7 protein-coding genes are annotated in these 19,030 nt (G+C 71.4%); 2 read left to right on the forward strand and 5 right to left on the reverse strand.

All coding sequences use genetic code 11. The annotated features are described in order from the left end of the window. Positions 1-2 precede the first annotated feature (2 nt). The 4 genes from VF106_RS20345 to VF106_RS20360 form a co-directional block, all read right to left on the reverse strand. The gene (locus VF106_RS20345) at positions 3-1,061 is read right to left on the reverse strand and encodes an ornithine cyclodeaminase family protein (protein ID WP_330841341.1); all 1,059 of its coding nucleotides are present in this window, start codon (positions 1,059-1,061) and stop codon (positions 3-5) included. A 29-nt stretch (positions 1,062-1,090) separates the two neighbouring features. Continuing rightward, a complete protein-coding gene (locus tag VF106_RS20350; RefSeq protein ID WP_330841342.1) occupies positions 1,091-2,878 on the reverse strand; it encodes an AfsR/SARP family transcriptional regulator in 1,788 nt (595 codons plus the stop codon). 170 nt (positions 2,879-3,048) lie between these two features. Next, the gene (locus tag VF106_RS20355; RefSeq protein WP_330841343.1) at positions 3,049-5,049 is read right to left on the reverse strand and encodes a carbamoyltransferase C-terminal domain-containing protein; all 2,001 of its coding nucleotides are present in this window, start codon (positions 5,047-5,049) and stop codon (positions 3,049-3,051) included. 61 nt (positions 5,050-5,110) lie between these two features. Then, positions 5,111-5,326 (reverse strand): MbtH family protein, encoded by a 216-nt coding sequence (locus tag VF106_RS20360; protein ID WP_330841344.1) that lies wholly within the window; start codon positions 5,324-5,326, stop codon positions 5,111-5,113. 196 nt (positions 5,327-5,522) lie between these two features. Here VF106_RS20360 and VF106_RS20365 point away from each other — a divergent pair, with 196 nt between their 5' ends. Further along, entirely contained in the window at positions 5,523-11,939 is a 6,417-nt protein-coding gene (locus VF106_RS20365; protein WP_330841345.1) for a non-ribosomal peptide synthetase, read from the forward strand. A 59-nt stretch (positions 11,940-11,998) separates the two neighbouring features. Here VF106_RS20365 and VF106_RS20370 read toward each other — a convergent pair whose 3' ends face one another. Continuing rightward, a complete protein-coding gene (locus VF106_RS20370) occupies positions 11,999-13,024 on the reverse strand; it encodes an asparaginase domain-containing protein (RefSeq protein WP_330841346.1) in 1,026 nt (341 codons plus the stop codon). An 87-nt stretch (positions 13,025-13,111) separates the two neighbouring features. On the opposite strand from VF106_RS20370, the gene VF106_RS20375 reads away from it, so the two are divergent. Then, on the forward strand, positions 13,112-19,027 hold the full coding sequence (locus tag VF106_RS20375; RefSeq protein WP_330841347.1) for a non-ribosomal peptide synthetase: 5,916 nt from the start codon (positions 13,112-13,114) through the stop codon (positions 19,025-19,027). Positions 19,028-19,030 lie beyond the last annotated feature (3 nt).

The raw sequence follows: 19,030 nt of genomic DNA on the forward strand, positions 1-19,030 counted from the left end.
CGTCACAGGGACAAGGTCTGCCCGATGCCGGCTCGTTCGGCGGCGGCGGCCACCCGGTAGGCCACGGCGATGTCCAGGATCGCCATCCCGAACGCGTTGCACACCACGATGTCCGTGTCGTCGCCACGGCCCCGGTGAGCGCCGGAGACGACTTCGCCGAGCGTCGCGTCGACCTTGCGGACGGAGGTGCCGGGGCCGCCGGTCTGGCCGCTCACGATCCCGGACGGCGGCAGAAGATCGCCCGAGTGGTACATCCGCCCGAGCAGCCGGCGTCTGTCCCCGCTGACCAGCTCCCAGTCGTCGACCACGAGGACGTCGCAGCGTTGCACGACGTCCGGCAGCAGGTCGTCGAGCGACACGTTGGACACGAGCGTCCCCGGCATCAGCCAGTCGTACGGGATGTAGCCCTCCGTCACGGTCGTCACCGGCACCACGAGGTCGGCGTCGGCGACGCACTCTCGTGCTGTCGGCACGATCTTAAGGCGCAGCCCCGGCAGCGACGACACGACCTCACCGCGGAAGGTTTCCGCGCGCACCGGGTCTATGTCGAACAGTCGCACGTCGGTCAGCGTCGGCACCGTTTCCGCGAGCAGCCGCAGGTGCGCCATCGCCAGCGTGCCGCACCCGATGAGGCCCATGCTGCTCATTCCCTTGCGCCCCATCGTCTGCGCGGCGAGGGCGGTCACGGCCGCGGTCCGCAGGGCGCTGACGTGCGCGGCCTCCATCAGCAGGCGCGGGCGCGCGGTCTCGGCGTCCAGCAGCAGGGTGAAACCCTGCGAGCGCGGGAGGTGGTTGGCGGTGTTGCCGAGGCTGGCGTTGATCGTCTTCAACCCGACCGCGAAGCCGTCGTCGAAGTCGACCGCGCCCGGCATCGCGAGGCACCGGTTGGCCGCACCGCCCGGTGAACGCCATGGCAGATAGGCCTCCTCCGGGAGCACCACCCTGTTCTCGCTGTGAAGGCGGAGCGTTTCGGCCACCACCGACAGCACGTCGATGGCGGACATGGTCCGCACGACGTCGTCGTGGGTCAGGTAGCGGAACTCGTTGGCCGCTGTCGTCATGCGTAACCCCTTGGGGGACGGGCGGGGGATCAGCCGGCTTTGCTCAGCACGCACTGGTCGAGTGCCAGCGCGAGGACGAGTCCTGGCAGCTGGTAACGGTCGGCCGTCAGCGGCTCGGGTCGCACGAGGTGCGCGACGATGAGCTCGTCGAGCAGGTCGATGGTGTCCATCATGGACATCTCGAGCAACTCTGCCGCGGTGTTCGCGGAGAACGGCCCGGGTTCGAGGCTGGCCAGGCGCAGCAACGCGTTCCGCGACTTGTCCGGCAGCGCAAGGTAGGCGGGCATCAGCCGCTCGCGCACGTCGAGGTCGCCCTCCCGCAGCTCGTCCAGCACCCGCTGTGGGTCGGCGAGCCGGTCGGCCAGCCTGTCGAGCGGCCAGTGCGTGCAGGTGGCCAGCCGGGCGCCGCAGACCCGGACGGCGATCGGCAGGTGGTCGCAGAGCTCGGCGATGCGGACGGCCGTCCGGTGTTCGCGGGCGATCCGGTCGGCACCGACGATCTTCTCCAGCAGCCGCACGGACTCGTCCGGGGAGAACACGTCCAGCGCGATGCGTTCGACGCCCTCGAGCGCGGCGAGGGGGAAGCGGCTGGTGATCAGCACGCCGCAGCCAGGCACCGCGGGCAGCAGAGGGCGGACCTGCCGCTCGTGGTCCGCGTCGTCGAGCACCAGGAGGGTGCGGGTGCCGGAAAGGGTTCGGCGGTACAGCTCGACGCGATCCGCGAACGAGTCCGGCAGCTGTGCGGCCGGGACCCCGAGCCGGGTGAGCAGCGTGGCGAGCACGGTCGCCGCGGTCGGCGGTTCCGGCAACCGGCCGCCGAGGTCCACGAGCAGTTGGCGGTCCGCGAACTGCCCACGCAGCAGCCGGGCCACGCGCAGCGCGAGCGTTGTCTTGCCGGAGCCGTCCATGCCACTGATGGCGCACACCATGGGCAGGTCGCGGTCGTTGGGTGAGTCGGTGAGCACCGCGCAGGCCCGCGCGGTCTCGCTGTCCCGGCCAATGAAGTCGTTCGGTTCCGGTGGCAGCGCGGGGCCGCCGATCCAGTTGCGCCGCGTCCGCAGCTGGATCGGCGGCCGCGGTGGGAAGGAGGTGAGGATGGACTGGTGCAGTTCCTGCATTTCCGTCGACGGGTCCAGGCCCAACGCGTCCGCGAGCGTGATGCGGAAGTCCTGGTACGCCCGAAGGGCGTCCGGAGTGCGGCCGCTGCGATGCAACGCGTTCATGAGCTGCACGCGGGGCCGCTCGCGTAACGGCTCGTCGGCGACCAACGCGGTCAACTCCGTGATCAGTGGTTGGTGCTCGCCAAGCGCGAGCTCCGCGTCGATGCACTTCTCCAGTGCGGTGAGGCGGGCCTCCTCCAGGCGCGGCTGCTCCACCGCGGCGAGGTGGTCGGTGACTCCGCCGAGCGCCTCGCCGGTCCACCGGGAAAGCGCGCTGCGAAGCAGCTTGCTCGCCTCGGCGTGGCGGCCGGCGGCGAGCGCGGCACCCCCGTGTGCGGCCAGGTTCTCGAACTCGACGACGTCGAGCCGCACGCGGTCCTGGGCGGGCAGTTCGAGGCGATACCCCGGCGGCTGGCGCCTGATCTTCGCCTCGGCTCCGAGGAGGCTGCGTAATCGCGAGGCGTAGGTCTGGATCTGCGCCTGGGTCGTCGCCGGCAGGTCCTCGTCCCACAGCATCTGCATCAGCCGAGCGTCGGAGACCACTCGACCGCGGGCGAGCAGCAGCGACGCCAGGAACGTACGCATCTTCGAGCCGCGTACCTCGATCCAGCTGTCGCCCGCCCAAGCACCCACCATGCCGAGGACCTGGAACCTCATCAAAGTGACTCCTCTCGCACGCCTGCACGTCGTCTCCGCCGAGGAACGTCCCCTAGAATTTTGGTAACTTATTTCCAGAACTGCCAGCTACTGTGTTTGACAGGAACATGCACTGACAGGATGTGGACTCGACGGGGACCCGGCGTGCGGGGACTGTCGGTAGCCGCTTCTCAGCGGCTCTCCCGGAAGTTCTGCTGGTACTGCGGGGTGGGGATGTCCAGCTCGCGGTAGCGGTTGGGCAGGCCGGCCCAGTCGAGGAACTCCCGCCTCCGCATGTCCAGCACCAGGTTGACCGCCTCGTCGCAGTCGATGCCCGCCTCCTCGGCGATCCGGCGCACGGATCGCGAGTCGTCGACGAGGCTGAGGATCTTCGCCTCCCGAGGATCGCTCGGCCCTCGGTCGGACCCGGACGTGAGGCTCGTCGGCACCATGTCGGGGAAGGCCGGCGCGGAGAACTCGTACCCGCCGATGTAGAGCCGGTCGAGCCGGGAACCGAACAGGCAGTTCAGCGCGTCTCCCGGGGTCTCCACGATGGGCCGGGTCCTGAGGTTGAACGAGGTGTTCAGGATCATCGGGATCCCGGTCAGCTCGTCGAACCGCTCGATCAGCTTTCGGAACAGGCCACCGGGTTCCTCGGCCACGGTCTGGATGCGACACGTGCCGTCGACGTGCGTCACCTCCTCGACGATCCGCCGCTTCCCGTCGATGACCGGGCACACGAACAGCATGAACGGGCTTTCCGGCACGGGGATCTCGAAGAACTCGGCCGCGCGCTCACCGAGCACCGACGCGGCGAACGGCCGGAAACCCTCCCGGAACTTCACCCGCGCGTTGAGCTTGTCCTTCATACCGGGGATCCCGGGGTGGCAGAGGATCGACCGTGAGCCGAGCGCGCGTGGCCCGTACTCGGCGCGGTCCTGGAACCAGCCGATGATCTCGCCGCGCTCGATGGCCGCCGCGGCCGACCGCACGAGTGAGTCCTCGTCCGGGTGATGGACAGGCTCGCAGTGCCACGTCGCGCTCGCCTGCTCGATCCGGTCCGAAGACGTCCGCGGCGGGCCGAGGTACACGTCGGGCAACGTGTACGCCGTGGTCTGCGCGGACTCGGTCGGCTCGTTCACGATGTTGTAGTAGGCGTACAGGGCCGCACCCGCGGCGTTGCCGTCGTCGGTCGCCGCCGGGAACACGGCGATGCCGTCGATATCGAGCTCGCGTGCGAGCCGTGTGTTGGCCGTCGAGTTGAGGAAACAGCCACCGGACAGTGCCAGGTTGCGGCTGCTCGACATGCGCAGGCTCTTGCTCGTCAGGTACAGCAGTGCTTCTTCGAACTCGGTCTGGATCTGGCACGCGAGGTCCATGTGCAGCTGTGAGATGGCCTCGCCGCGCTGTCGTGGCATCAGTTGAGCACCTGACTCCACATAGGCCGCGAACCCGAGGTCGACCAGTGACTTCACCGCGTCGTCGAAACTCAGCCCGTCGCCACTCACCTCGATGAACATCGACTGCGCGGACAGTGGCTTGCCGTACGGCGCGAGACCCATCGTCTTGCCGGCGTCGTCGTAGGCCGTTCCCGACTCGCGGAAGCCGAGTGTGAGCGTGACGATCCGGTACAGCTCGCCGAGTCCGCCGATGTTCTCCGGCAGGAAGATGCCGCCGTTGTGGATGGTGCCGGCGATGCGGGTGCTCGCCCTGGTCATCCGGAACAGCTCTTTCGGCCGGCTCCTCATGTCGAACTCGAAGGCGGTCTCCCGTTCCCGGTGTCCGTTGAAGATGGACCCATAGGTGTCCACCACGACGGCCGCCGCGTCGCTCAGTCCGGACGTGTAGAACGCCGCGCTGGCATGCGCGAGGTGGTGTGCGGGATGGGGCAGGGAAAGCCGTTTCCGCTCGGGTGCGAGCACCCCGAGGATGTCCAGCAACCGTGACTCCTCGTCCTGGTCGCCGGACTCGGTCGAGGTCCCGATCCAGTAGTCGACGTCGTCGATGGTGAGGCCGGCGCCATCGAGCACCTCGACGGCCAACCGGGTCATTGCCAGCGTGTACTCGTGCCACGGCACGGTACCCCGCTTCTGCTGGGTGATGCGTTCCAGCGCGAGAGCGGCCGTGACCCGGCCGTCTTCGACCAGACTCATACTGCTGTCGTGGCTGAGGTTGACACCGACGATCCGCATGTGTGACTTCTTCCGAGAGTGCGCAGGCGTCCGCCTGTACAGGGGGAAATACGGGGGTTTCTCAGGCGCCGTGCGCCTGCATGCGTTGCCGCAGGCTCAGGGGACGCATGTCGGTCCACAGTTCCTCGATACGCGCGAGGCATTCGTCCTTGGTGCCCTCGGTGCCTTCCGAGTACCAGCCGGCCGGTGGCTCGCGGTCGGTCCACCAGACCGAATACTGTTCCTCGTCGTTGAGCACGACCCGCCACCTGCGGTCGTCAGTGATGTTCTCCGTCACCGCGCCTCCTTGCTCGGTCTCCTGTCGCGGCGTGCCGGTGGTTGTCCACAGCCCGCGCTGAACACGGTGTCGCCGCTGCCCGCAGGTTGGCCGCTTCGGCCATATCGCGGCTATATGGCCGAAGCGGCCAACCGGTATAGCGGTGATATTGGCGGCCCGGCAAGGGTTGCCGGGAAACGCGCAGACAGGAGGCTCGATGGCCAGCAGGTCGAAGACGTCCCTCGACGCCCGCCGCGCGCAGGTGCTGTCGCGGCGGCTGCGGGGCAGCGACGGCGCGTCCGCGGGCATCGAGAACGCGGACCGGTCCCGGCCGTTGCGGTTGTCGCACGGTCAGGAACAGATGTGGTTCCTGCAGCAACTGCGCCCCGGCAGCTCGGAGTACCTGGTGCCGGTGGCGATGCGGCTCGTGGGTGAGCTCGACGTCGACGCGCTGCGCCGATCCTTCGACCAGGTGGTGGCGCGGCACGAGGTCCTGCGCACCCGCTACGAGATGGACGGCGGTGTGCCGGTACAGGTGGTCGACGACGCGGTGAGCGGCCTGCTCCGGCCGGTGCGCCCCGATGCGTCCACAGTAGACATCGATGAGTGGACGGCGGAGCTCGTCGCTCGTGAGACGACCACCGCCATCGACCTCGCGCGCGAGTGGCCGTTTCGGGCCGTGCTGATCGAGCAGTCGCCGACCGAGCACGTGCTGGTCGTCACGCTCCACCACATCGCGTGTGACGCGTGGTCCACCCGCATCCTGCTGACCGAGCTGGCCGAGGGCTACCGCGCGGCAGTGCGGGGGGAGCGTGTGGCGCTGCCGCGACTGCCGGTGCAGTACGCCGACTTCGCCGCGTGGCAGCGTACCCGTCTGTCCGATGAGGACAGTGCGCGCCAGCTCGGCTACTGGCGGGACGTGCTGTCGGACGTCGCGCCATGCGAACTGCCGACGGACCGGCCACGGCCGTCGGTGCGCGGGTACGAAGGTGCCCAGGTCGACCTCCGGATCGAGCCTGCCCTGGCGGCCAGGTTGACGACGTTCGCGCAGGCCGAGGGCGTGACCTCGTTCGTCATGCTGCTCACCGCGTTCCAGGCGCTGCTCGCCCGCTACACCGGCCGCGCGGACGTCCCGGTCGGCACGATCGCGTCCAGCCGCACCCGTCCGGAGCTTCGGCAGGTCGTCGGCTACGCGGTGAACACGCTCGTGATCCGCACCCGGTGGTCCGGCGAGGTGTCGTTCCGCGAACTGCTCCATCACGTGCGGGAGATCGTGCTCGACGCGTTCGACCACAGCGCCGTCCCCTTCGCGCAGGTGGTCGACGCGGTGGCGGAGGAGCGGGACCTGTCGCGGACCCCGTTGTTCCAGACCGTGTTCACGATGCACGAGACGGACGGCGCGGGGATCGCACTTCCCGGCGTCACCGCGCGGCCGTATGCCGCGGCCGGCCAGGCGGCCCGGTGCGACCTCGAGCTCCAGGCCGCGCCCATGCCGGACGGCTCGATCAACGCCAGGCTCATCTACGCGACGGAACTCTTCGACCACGCCACCGTGACCCGCATGGCCCGCCACTTCACCACACTGCTCGCGCACGCCGCCGCAACACCCGACGCTCCGGTGTCCACACTGGACATGCTGGCGGCGGCCGAGCGGGCGATGCTGACCCGGCGGGCCGGCCCGCCGGTGGCCGGACCCGGTGTGCCGGCACGCTTTCGCGCCCAGGTCGCCAGGACCCCGGACGCCGCCGCGGTGATCACCGAGCAGGGCACGACCTCCTTCGCGGAGCTCGGCGCGCGGGCCGACCGGCTCGCCGGGGTGCTCCACTCGCACGGGCTCGGCCCTGAGCAGGTGGCCGGTGTCCTGCTGTCCCGCGGTGCCGACCTGATCGCGTCCTTCCTCGCCGCCTGGCAGGTCGGCGGGGCCTACCTGCCGATGGGCCCGGAACTGCCCGCGCAGCGGTGGGAGTATCTGCTGTCGGATTCCGGTGCCCGCTGCGTGCTCACCGAACGCCGGTACGAGGCCGAACTGCGCGCGGTGTTCGACGGTTCCGTCATCGTCCTCGACGAGCTCGACGACACCGGCACGACCGGTCTCCCGCCGGCGCCGCCGCCCGACCTCGGCGCGGACGCCCTGGCCTACGTGATCTACACGTCGGGTACGACGGGCCGCCCCAAGGGCGTGCAGGTCACCCACGGCGGGCTGGCCTGTCATCTCGACTGGGTACTGGCGGAGTACGTCGGCCGGTCCACGGGCGGCGCGCCGCTGTTCTCGACCGTCGCATCGGACGTGGTGGTCCCGGTCCTCTTCGGACCGTTGCTCGCCGGCCAGCCCGTACATGTGCTGCCACAGGACATGGATCTCTCCGAGCTGGGTGCGCGGCTGCGCGCGGCCGCACCGTTCAGCTTCGTCAAGCTGACCCCGGGCCACCTCGATGTGCTCGCACATCAGCTCCGCGACGACGAGATCGATGGTCTCGCGTCGACGCTGGTGCCGGGGGGTGACGTGCTGACCGGGCAGGTGGCCCGCCGGTGGGACGCGCTGCTCGGTGCCGGCCGGGTGGTGAACGAGTACGGCCCCACCGAGATCACCGTCGGCAACTCGACGTGCCCGGTCGCCGAGGTACCGGAACGCGAGGTCGTCCCGCTCGGCCGCCCGATGCCCGGCACGAGCATGTACGTGCTGGACGAGTGGCTGAACCCGGTGCCGGTCGGCGTGATCGGCGAGGTCTGCGTCGGTGGTGCCGGTGTCGCCCGCGGCTACGCCGGCAAGCCGGGTGTCACGGCGGACAAGTTCGTGCCAGACCCCTTCGGCCCGCCGGGGTCGAGGCTGTACCGCACGGGTGACCTCGGCAAGGTCCTGCCGAACGGCATCGTGGACTTCGCCGGGCGCCGGGACGACCAGGTCAAGATCCGCGGTTACCGCGTCGAGCTGGGCGAGATCGAGGGCACGCTCGGCACACACGACCACGTGGCGCAGGCACGGGTGCTGCTGCGCTCGGACGGCGACCAGGATCCCCGGCTCGTCGCCTACGTGGTCGCGGTGGACGGCGCACCCGTCCTGGACGCCGGCGACCTGCGGGCCTGGCTGGAGCGGACACTGCCGGAGTACATGGTGCCGCCGGACATCGTCTTTCTCGACCGGATCCCGTTGACCGCCAACGGAAAGCTCGACGTGTCGGCCCTGCCGGCGCCGGCGGGCGGGGCGGCGGTCGACTACGAGCGGCCGCGAACCGCGGACGAGGAGCGGATGGCCGCCGTGTGGGCGGAGGTCCTCGGCGCCGACCGGGTCGGTGTGCGGGACGGCTTCTTCGACCTCGGCGGCGACTCGATCCGCGCCGTGGCGCTGGTCGGGGCGTTGCGGGAGGCCGGGTTCGACGTGTCGGTGCGGGACATCTTCGCGGAGCGCACGGTGGCGGCGCTGTGCGTACTGGTCGCGGAGAAGCCGCTGCTCGCCGACACCGGCACGCTGGTCGCGCCGTTCGCGTTGCTCTCCCCGGCGGACCGCGAGCGGCTCCCGGACGGCGTGACCGACGCGTACCCGTTGTCCCGCAACCAGATCGGCATGCTGTTCGAGATGCTGGCGGACGATCAGAACCGCTACCACAACGTCACCTCGTTCCGGGTCATCGATGCCTTGCCGTTCTCGCTCGTCGCGATGACCCAGGCCGCGGCGATCGTCACCGCACGGCACGAGGTGCTGCGCACCTCGCTGCACCTGACCGGCTATTCGGTCCCGATGCAGCTCGTACATGCCACGGCGAAGCTTCCCGTTGCCGTCAGCGATGTCAGCGGGTCCACCTCGGAGGAGGTGGAGCGGCTGTTGCGGGAGCACTCCAACCGCGAGCGCCGCGACCTGTTCGACCTGGAGAACCCGGGTCTGATGCGGTTCTTCGTGCACCTGACCGGCGACGGCGTCTACTGGCTCTCGGTCACCGAATGCCATCCGATCCTGGAGGGCTGGGGCCACCACACGCTGATCATGGAGCTGCTCCGGTGTTACGAGGCGCTCCGCGACGGCACCGCACCGCCACCGGCCGAGCCGCCCGCGGTGCGGTTCGCCGACTTCGTCGCCGAGGAACTGGCCGCCATCGACTCACCGGAGCACGCCGCCTACTGGCAGGGCGTCGTGGACGGTTACCAACCGTTCACACTCCCGCAGGAGTGGGGCGACCCGGCGGCGCCCGCCGGCACGACGCGGCAGACGCGGGTGTCGTGGCGCGACCTCGAGGCGACCCTGCGGGCGCGGGCGAGCGAGGCGGGCGTGTCGCTGAAGAGCGTCATGCTGGCCGCGTACGTGAAGGTGCTGGCCCAGCTCACGGACGAACGCGCGTTCCACACAGGACTCGTCTGCGACGCACGACCGGAACGTGCCGGGGCGGACCGGGTCTACGGTATGTACCTCAACACCGTCCCGTTCGCCGTCGACCGCGGCGCACGCACATGGCGGGACCTGCTGCGCCAGGTCTTCGAGCGCGAGGTGGAGTTCTGGCCGTACCGGGGCTTCCCGTTGCCGGAGATCACGCGGCTGGCGCGGGGCGGCGGGCGGCTGATCAACGTGCTGTTCAACTACCAGGACTTCAACCAGGTCGACGCCGACCTGCTCGGCGACCTCGCGGGTGAGGACGACAGCCCGACCGAGTTCCCGCTCAGTATCTCCTCGCGGGCCGGGTACGTGTTCGTGACCGTCGACCCGAGGGTGGTCAGCACCGAGCGGGCGGAGGCGGTCGCGGGGATGTTCCGTGCCGTGCTGACGGCGATCGCCGACGACCTCGACGGCGACGCGACCGCGACCTACCTGCCGCGCGGGGAGCGTGCGCGGCTGCTCGGCTGGGCCCGCGACGCGGTGCCCGCCGTCGGGGAGGCGCCCTACGTGCCGAACGTGATCGAGGCGTTCGAGCGGCAGGTGTGGCTGAGCCCGGACGCCGTCGCCGTCGACTGCGTGGGGGTTCGGCTGAGCTACGCCGAACTCGACGCGAGGGCCGCCCGCCTCGCCCGCCGGCTGCGATCGGCAGGCGTCGGCCCCGGCCAGGTGGTCGGTGTCGTGGCGCGACGCGACGAACACCTGCTCGTCGCGCTGCTCGGGACGTGGAAGGCAGGTGCCGCCTACGTGCCGCTCGGCACCGAGCAGCCCGCGGGGCGGTGGGCCTTCATGCTCGTGGACAGCGGTGCCCGCTGGGTGCTGACCGGACACGCCGACGTGGACAAGCTCGCCGCGTCGTTCTTCGACGGCGAGACCATCATCGTCGACCGGGAGAGTGCCGCGCCCGAGCACTCGCCGGCCTCCCTGCCCGCGCGGCCGAACGGCGACGAGGCGGCCTACGTGATCTACACGTCCGGCTCGACCGGAAGGCCGAAGGGCGTCTGTGTCTCGCACAGCGGCCTCGCGAACTACCTGCGCTGGGTGGTCAGCGACTACCTGGGCGATCTCGGTGGCGGCGCTCCGCTGTTCTCGACGCCGGCGTCGGACCTCGTCGTCACGACGCTGTTCGGGCCGCTGCTGGCCGGGCAGACCGTCCATGTCGTGCCGGAGGACACCGACCTCGCCGAGCTCGGCAGGCGGCTGCGTGCCGCGGCTCCGTTCGGGTTCGTCAAGCTCACCCCGGGCCACCTGGAGATGCTGGCCCACCAGTTCGACGCGGAGAGCGCCCGCGGCCTCACCAGGAACCTGGTCGTCGGTGGCGAGGCGCTGCCCGCGCGGACGGCGCGGCGGTGGGCGGAGTGGCTTGGCGACGGCGCGCGGGTGATCAACGAGTACGGGCCGACCGAGGCCACGGTCGGCAACGCGTGCCACGTCGTGGACGGCGACGGGCGCGAGGTCGTCCCCGTCGGCCGGCCGATCGAGGGCACCACCATGTACGTGCTCGACGACACCCAGCAGCCGGTGCCGGTCGGCGTGCCGGGAGAGCTGTGCGTCGGCGGGATCGGCGTGGCACGGGGCTACGTCGGCAGGCCGGGCCTCACCGCGGCACGGTTCGTACCCAACCCGTTCGGCCCACCGGGCACCCGCCTGTACCGCACCGGGGACATCGCGCGGGTGCTGCCGTCCGGCGCCGTCGACGTCATCGGCCGGCGGGACGGGCAGGTCAAGATCCGTGGCTACCGGGTCGAGCTCGGTGAGGTCGAAGCGGTGCTGAGCGGGCACCCGGAGGTCGCGGAAGCCCGGGTCGTCTGCCGGCAGGGCCCAGGGGGCGACCAGCGACTGGTGGCGTACCTGGTGGCCGCCGCGGACGGCGCGGTGCCGGCGCCGGAACAGCTGACACGCTGGCTCGCCACCACCCTGCCGGCGTACATGGTGCCCGGCGCGTACGTGCAGGTGCCGCGAATCCCGTTGACCCCCAACGGAAAACTCGACACGGCGGCGTTGCCGGACGCGGCGGCCGACACCGGGCGCACCCGGCATGTCCCGCCGCGCACGCCGAGCCAGCAGCGGATGGCCGCGGTGTGGGCCGAGGTGCTCGGCGTGGCCCGGGTCGGCATCGAGGACAGCTTCTTCGATCTCGGTGGCGACTCCATCCGGGCGGTCGTGCTGGTCACCGCGTTGCGTGCCGAGGGTTTCGCCGTGTCGGCCAGGGACATCTTCGCCGCGCCGACCATCGCGCGGTTGTGCGGCGAGGACAGGAGTGGGATCTCCTGAGAACCGGGGGCGGTCACCGTCGCGGAACCGCGCGACGGTGACCGCCCCCGGGAGGTGTATCAGCCGAACTCGGGCACACCGAACTCCTGGAACCAGGACCTCAGCAGATCGAGATCACCGGTCATCGCCAGCCCCAGTGTCAGCAGCAGCCGGGCCTTCTGCGGCCGGAGGTCCTCCGCGGAGATGATCCCCGGCACTCCCGTCTCGTACACGGCACCCGCGATGTTGCGGTTGGCGGCGACGATGACGGCACCCCCGACGATCGCGTCCTTGACCGCCGGCCCCTGCCGGTCGGACGGGTCGCCCGCGATGACGATCCCGCGGGCGCCCGCGGCGGCGAACGCGGCGATCGCGTCGCCGCTCGCGTCCACATAGGAGTAGGCGATCTCGGTGCGTGGAAGTTCGGTGGCCGCCACAGTGGACAGGTCGAACGGTGTGTGCCAGCGCGGCGTGCCGTGCCGCCGGCGTCGCGCCGGTGCGCGGAGCAGCCGGATGTTCGCCCCGTCGATCGTCCCGAGGACGCCCCATTCCCGGCTCTCGTAGGCGTCGAGCCGGAACGTGCTCGCCTTGGTCGCCTCGCGCGCGGCGAGGATCCGGTCGTTGAGCATCACGACAGTGCCGAACCCGGTCGTACGGCCGGAGGCCGCGAGCACGACCGCGTTGTACAGGTTGGCCTGCCCGTCGCTGCCGAACGCCTGCCACGGGCGTAGCGAGCCGGTGACGACGACGGGTTTCGGGCTGCGCACGGTCAGGTCGAGCCAGTAGGCCAGCTCCTCGAGAGCGCGGGTGCCACACAGGACGACCACCGCGTCGGCATGCTCGAGCCGCTCGTCGACGAGCGTGGACATCGCGTGGTAGTCGCGCAGCGTGCGGCAGCCGCCTGTCTCGCCGGCGAAGTCGACCGGCTCGGTCAGCGCGACGTCGTCGAGCTCGGGCCGCAGCCAGTCCAGAAGCTCGCCCGTCGTGAGCGCGCCCCCCTGGTAGGTCGCGAAGTCCGCTCTCGTCTCGGCCAGCGCTGCGATCGTGCCGCCGGCGCCGATGACGGCGACCGACCGTGGTTTTTCCTGGTCCGATGGGTTGTTCACGCATTCTCATTGTCGCGCCGGCCCTATAGCGACCCAATATCAGCCGGGTATAGCAGCGGCATAGCCCCGGTTGGCACCGTGTGCCGCATGCTTGAGCCGGGTGATCGGGGCGACGGGAAGAGGCTGCCGCTTTCGGCCGCACAGAAGGGTGTGTGGCTCGCACACCAACTCGACGAGAGCGGCGGCAGGTACAACTGCGCCGAGGTGCTCGACATCGAAGGGCCCGTCGATGTCGACGCCTTCGCCGCCGCGTGGCGCGAGGTGCGTGCGGAGGCCGACGTGCTGCGGGTCGAGCGCATCGTCGACGAGGACGGGCTGTGCCAGGTCATCACGTCCGCCGACGACGTCCCGCCGCGGATCGTCGACCTCACCGGCGAACCGGACCCGGACCGGCGTGCCGAGGACTGGATGCGTGCCGACCTCGCGACACCGGTCGACCTCGGCGTCGGCCCGCTCTCGGCGGCCGCGCTGATCCGGCTCGGCGAACGACGATTCCGGTTCTACTGCCGCATGCACCACATCGTCACCGACGCGTACACGATGCGACTGCTGCACCGCACGCTCGCCGACCGCTACACGACGCTCGTGTCCGGCTCGGCCAGGACCGAGCCGGTCCTGCTGCCACTGACCACCTTGCTCGACGCCGACGAGGGCTACCGCGACTCCGCCGCGTTCGAACGGGACCGTCGCTATTGGACGGACAAGTTCGCCGACCGGCCCGAGTCCATGCGGGTGCCGGCCATCGGTGCTCCCGAGCCGGAGCCGGGCGTCGTCTGCTGGCGCGGCACGCGGGCGCTCGGCGAGGACGGCATCGACCGGATGCGTGCGGTGGCCGAGCGGGCCGGCGGCACCTGGCAGATGGTGATGGTCGCCGCCGTCGCCGGCTACCTGCGGCGGCTGACGGGCCGGCAGGACGTCGTGGTCGGCCTGCCGGTGAGCGGGCGGCGGAGCCTGTCCGCCCGGCGCACCCCCGGGATGGCGGCCACGACGATCGCGCTGCGCCTCGACGTCACGGCGGCGACCACACTGACCGGGCTGGTCCGGTGCGTCGCGGACGAGCTCGGGCAGGCCCTTGGCCACGAGCGTTTCCGCCATGACGAGGTGTGCCGCGAACTCGCGGTGAACCGGGGCGAGGGCGGCTTTCTCGGTCCGCTGGTGAACTTCATGCCCTTCACGGAGGAGTTCCGGTTCGCTGGCACGCCCGCCACCGTGCGCAACCTGTCGGCGGGCCCGCCGATCGACCTGTCGATCGGGATCTACGGTCAGGACGACGGCCCGATGTCGCTGCTGTTCGAAGCCGACCCGAAGCGGCACGGCCGACGCGGCGTCGCCGAGCACGCCGACCGCCTCATCGCCTTCGCCGAGGCCGTCGTGGCCGACCCGGACCGGTCGCTGGCGTCGTTCGACCTGCTCACCGGCGACGAGCGGCACGAACTGCTGGTGCGCAGGAACGACACCGCGCACCCGGTCCCGGCGGGGGACGTCGCGGAGCGGGTCGCGGAACGCGTGCGGCACGCACCCGACGCGGTGGCGGTGGTCCACGGCACCACCGAGCTCACCTATCGCGAGCTGGACGCGTTGGCCGAGCGGCTGGCGAACCGGCTGGCCGCCGGGGGAGTCGGTCCCGAGGACGTCGTCGCGCTGGTCCTGCCCAGGGAGCCGGGGTTGATCGTGGCCATGCTCGCCGTGCTCAAGGCCGGCGCGGCGTTCCTGCCGATCGACCTCGGGAACCCGCCCGAGCGGATCGCCTTCCTGCTCGACGACTCCGGCGCGTGCCGCGTGGTCACCGACGCCGCCACCCGGCCGGTACTGCCGGCGGACGCGGCGGTCCTCCTCGTCGAGGACGGACCGGACGACCAACCACCCGTGCCGCGCCGGAAGGCCGACCCGGCGAACCCCGCGTACGTGATCTACACGTCCGGTTCGACCGGAACACCCAAGGGCGTCGTCGAGCCGCTTTCCGCGCTGTGCAACATGATCGCGGACAACATCCCCCGCTATGGCATGCACGAGAACAGTCGCGTGCTGCAGCTCGTGTCGCCCGGTGTCGACGCTTCCGTGGCCGACATCTGGCCGGCGCTCGTCGCGGGCGGCACGCTCGTGCTCGCGCCGCCGGCCGCCGAGCTGCCGTTCGACCGTCTGGCGGGGATGCTGCGTGAGGAGCGGATCACGCACATCGCGCTCCCGCCGGCGCTGCTCGCGAACGTCCCCGAGATCGAGCTGCCCGACCTCGAGACGATCCTGGTCGGCGGCGAGGACACCGACCAGCGGCTGTGCCGGCGGTGGGGACCGGGCCGCCGGCTGCTCAACATGTACGGCCCCACCGAGGCCGGCGTCGGCACGTCCGGGAGCAGGCCGCTCACCGGCGACGACCGCCCCGACATGGGCACCCCGCTGCGGAACGTCCGCGTCTACGTGCTCGACGACGATCTGCGGCCGGCCATCCCCGGCACCGCGGGCGAGCTCTTCGTCACCGGCGCCGGCCTGGCCCGCGGCTACCTGCGGCGTCCCGGCCTGACCGCGGACCGGTTCGTGCCGTGCCCCTACGGCCCGCCCGGCGCCAGGATGTACCGCACCGGCGACCTCGTGCGGTGGCGTCCGGACGGCATGCTCGAGTACGTCGGCCGCGTCGACGACCAGATCAAGATCCGCGGCGCCCGCATCGAGCCAGGGGAGGTCGAGGCGGTGCTCACCGCACTCGACGGGATCGACGCGGCCGTCGTGGTGGCGGACCAGGGTCCGCGTGGCCGCAAGCGGCTGCTGGCGTACGTGGTGGCGGAGAACGGCGCGTCCGTCGACCCGGACGCGGTGCGCGGGTTCGCCCAGCGGTCGCTGCCGAACCACATGATCCCGGACACGGTGATCGTCCTGCCGGCGATACCGCTGACGCCGGCCGGCAAGGTGGACCGGCGCGCCCTGCCCGCACCGGAGAGCGTGCGGCCGGAACCAGCCGCGGCACCGGTCGCCACCGGTGCCGTGCAGGTCCTCTGTGGACTGCTCGACGAGGCTCTCGGGATCTCCGGTGTCGGTCCGCACGAGTCGTTCTTCGACCGTGGCGGGGACAGCATCGTCGCGCTGGAGCTGGTCTCGCTCGCCCGCCGGCACGGGCTCGGGCTCACGGCCAGGGACGTGTTCGCCCACCCGACGGCCGCCGGCCTCGCCGAGGTCGCCCGCGAGCTCGACGTGATCGCCGTCGACGAGCCCGACGCGACCGGGCCGATGCCGCTGACCCCGATCATGCACTGGGCGGGAGCGGGCCGTGCGCCCATCGACGGCTTCCACCAGGCGGTGACCGTCAGGACCCCGGCCGGCCTGTCGCTCGACACGCTCGAGCGCACCCTGCTGTCCCTGGTCGACCACCACGACGCGCTGCGGATGCGACTGCGGCACGATCCCGAGCCGGTGCTCGACGTCCACCCGCCCGGGACCGCTCCGCGCGACGGGTGGCTGCGCCGGGTCGACGCCACGGGGTTCGGCCCCGACCGGCTGGCGGCGGAGGTCGCGAGCGCGCGTGCCGCCGCGTGGCGGCGCCTCTCGCCGGAGTCGGGCGCGGTCGTCCAGGCGGTGTGGTTCGACAACGGGCCGGCCGCACCGGGCACGCTGCTGCTCCTCGTGCACCACCTCGTGGTCGACGGTGTGTCGTGGCGCGTTCTGTTGCAGGACCTGGCGATCGCGGCGGCCGGACCACCGAGCGCCATGGCCCCGGTCACGACCTCGATGCGCTCCTGGGCACAACTGCTCGCGGCCACCGCGGCCGCCGGAACGTACCGCGACGAACTGCCACACTGGACCGGCGTGCTGAGCACGCCCGATCCTGCGTTCTCGCCGGACCCCGACCCCGAGGTCGACACCTTCGGCACCGCGCGGACCGTCCGGCAGACCCTGCCTCCCGAGGTCGGCGACGCGCTGCTGGACACCGTGACCGCACGCTTCCACGCCACAGTCGGCGACGCGTTGCTGACCGCGTTGGCGCTGGCCTTCGCCCGGTGGCGCGAGCGGCGGACCGGGTCCTACGCCGACGGGGTGCTCGTCGAACTGGAGGGACACGGCCGGGAGGAGATCGCGCCAGGGGTCGTCCTCGACCGAACCGTCGGCTGGTTCACCACACTGCACCCCGCACGGATCGCGCCGGGCGCCATGCCGTGGACCGAGGTCGAGGCGGGTGGCCCCGCGGTCGGCGCCGCGCTCAAGCGGGTTCGCCGGCAGCTGCGTGGCGCGCGGGACAACGGGATCGGGTTCGGGCTGCTGCGTCACCTCGACCCGCTGGCGGGCGAGACGCTCGCGGCACTGCCAGGGCCCCGCCTGTACTTCAACTACCTCGGCCGCTTCCGGTCGTCCGGCACCGCCGACTGGGAGATCACCGGCGGCGAGGACAGCTTCTCGGGCGGTGCCGACCCGCGGATGCCCATGCCGAACGTGCTCGGCGCCGACGCGGTCACCCACGACTCACCGACGGGCGCACGCACGACGCTGATGCTGACGTGGCCGGCGCGGCTCCTCGACGAGTCCGATGTGGACGATCTGCTCGCGTTGTGGCGCGAGGCGGTTGCCGGGATCGTGACCCACGCTGGCACCGCGGCGGCGGGCGGGCTGCTGGAGTCCGACGTGCTCGCGGACCTGACCCAGGAACGGGTCGACCAGCTCTGCGCGGCGTACCCCGGCGCGGTCGACATCCTGCCGCTCGCCCCGATGCAGGAGGCGTTCCTGTTCCACAACCTGCTCACCGAGTCCGATGTGGACGTCTACGCCTCCCAGGTGCGCATCGACATCGACGGCGACCTCGACCCGGCTCGGCTGCGCTCGGCGGCCGCGAAGGTCCTCGCCCGCCACGACAACGTCCGGGCCGCGTTCACCTTCGACGACGACGGCACGGCCGTCCAGGTCATCCCCGGCGAGGTAGGCGTTCCGTGGTCGACGGCTGACCTGTCCGATGTGGACGAGTCGGACCGGGAGCGGATGGCAGGCGAGCTCGGGGCGCGCGAGCGCGTGGAACGGTTCGACATGGCCAAGCCGCCGATGCTGCGCCTGCTGCTGATCCGGCTCGGCGCGCGCAGGCACCGGCTCGTGCTGACCACCCACCACATCCTGTGGGACGGCTGGTCCACCGGCACCGTGCTGCGTGAGCTGTTCGCACACTACGGCGCGGACGTGCCCGACCTCCCCACAGTCACGCCGTACCGTCGCTATCTCGAATGGCTGGCACGACAGGACGACGACGGCGCACGGCACGCGTGGGCGGCCGCACTGTCCGACGTGGCCGGTCCCTGCCACGTCCACACCGCGGACACACTGGGCCCGCAGGCACCGCACCGGCAGATCCGGCGCACCATCGACGTGGACAGGACCGACGCGCTGACGCGGCGGTGCCGGACGCTCGGCGTCACCCTCAACACGGTCACCCAGTGCGCGTGGGCACTCGTGCTGTCCCGGCTCACCGACTCGACGGACGTCATCTTCGGCACCTCGGTGTCCGGGCGGCCGCCCGAGCTGCCCGGCGTCCGCGACATGGTGGGGCTGCTGACCAACACCATCCCGGTGCGGGTCCGCCTCCGGCACGACGAGTCGCTGGCGTCCTTCGTGCGGCGGGTACAGGACGAACAGGCGGCGTTGCTGCCCCACCACCACCTCTCCCTCGCCGAGATCCAGCGGCAGGCCGGGTTCGGCGGCGGCCGGAGCCTGTTCGACACCACCACGATGGTCGTCAACTACCCGCTCGACCCGTCGGTGTGGCCGGACGAACTCGGCGATCTCCGCATCAGCTCGTACGGGCTGGAGGACGAGACGCACTACCCGCTGCGCATGGTCGTCATTCCCGGCGAGGAGCTGGGCCTGTGGCTGGGGCACCGGCCCGACGCGTTCGCCACCGGCGCGGCGAACGCGTTGTTCGACCGGTTCACCGCCGTGCTGCACGGCTTCTCCGACGACCCGGGACGTCCGGTGGGAGAGCTGCTCGCGACCGACGACAAGCGCCGGTTGCTAGCCCAATGGGGCGGCTATGCCTGAGCC

It is taken from the genome of Actinophytocola sp., from assembly GCF_036378875.1.
In the GTDB taxonomy this organism is placed as follows: domain Bacteria; phylum Actinomycetota; class Actinomycetes; order Mycobacteriales; family Pseudonocardiaceae; genus Actinophytocola.

Bases quoted from the DNA above. Each gene is read 5' to 3' on its own strand.
- VF106_RS20345 (WP_330841341.1), bottom strand. From the start codon at position 1,061: ATGACGACAGCGGCCAACGAGTTCCGCTACCTGACCCACGACGACGTC.
- VF106_RS20365 (WP_330841345.1), top strand. From the start codon at position 5,523: ATGGCCAGCAGGTCGAAGACGTCCCTCGACGCCCGCCGCGCGCAGGTG.
- VF106_RS20350 (WP_330841342.1), bottom strand. From the start codon at position 2,878: ATGAGGTTCCAGGTCCTCGGCATGGTGGGTGCTTGGGCGGGCGACAGC.
- VF106_RS20355 (WP_330841343.1), bottom strand. From the start codon at position 5,049: ATGCGGATCGTCGGTGTCAACCTCAGCCACGACAGCAGTATGAGTCTG.
- VF106_RS20375 (WP_330841347.1), top strand. From the start codon at position 13,112: ATGCTTGAGCCGGGTGATCGGGGCGACGGGAAGAGGCTGCCGCTTTCG.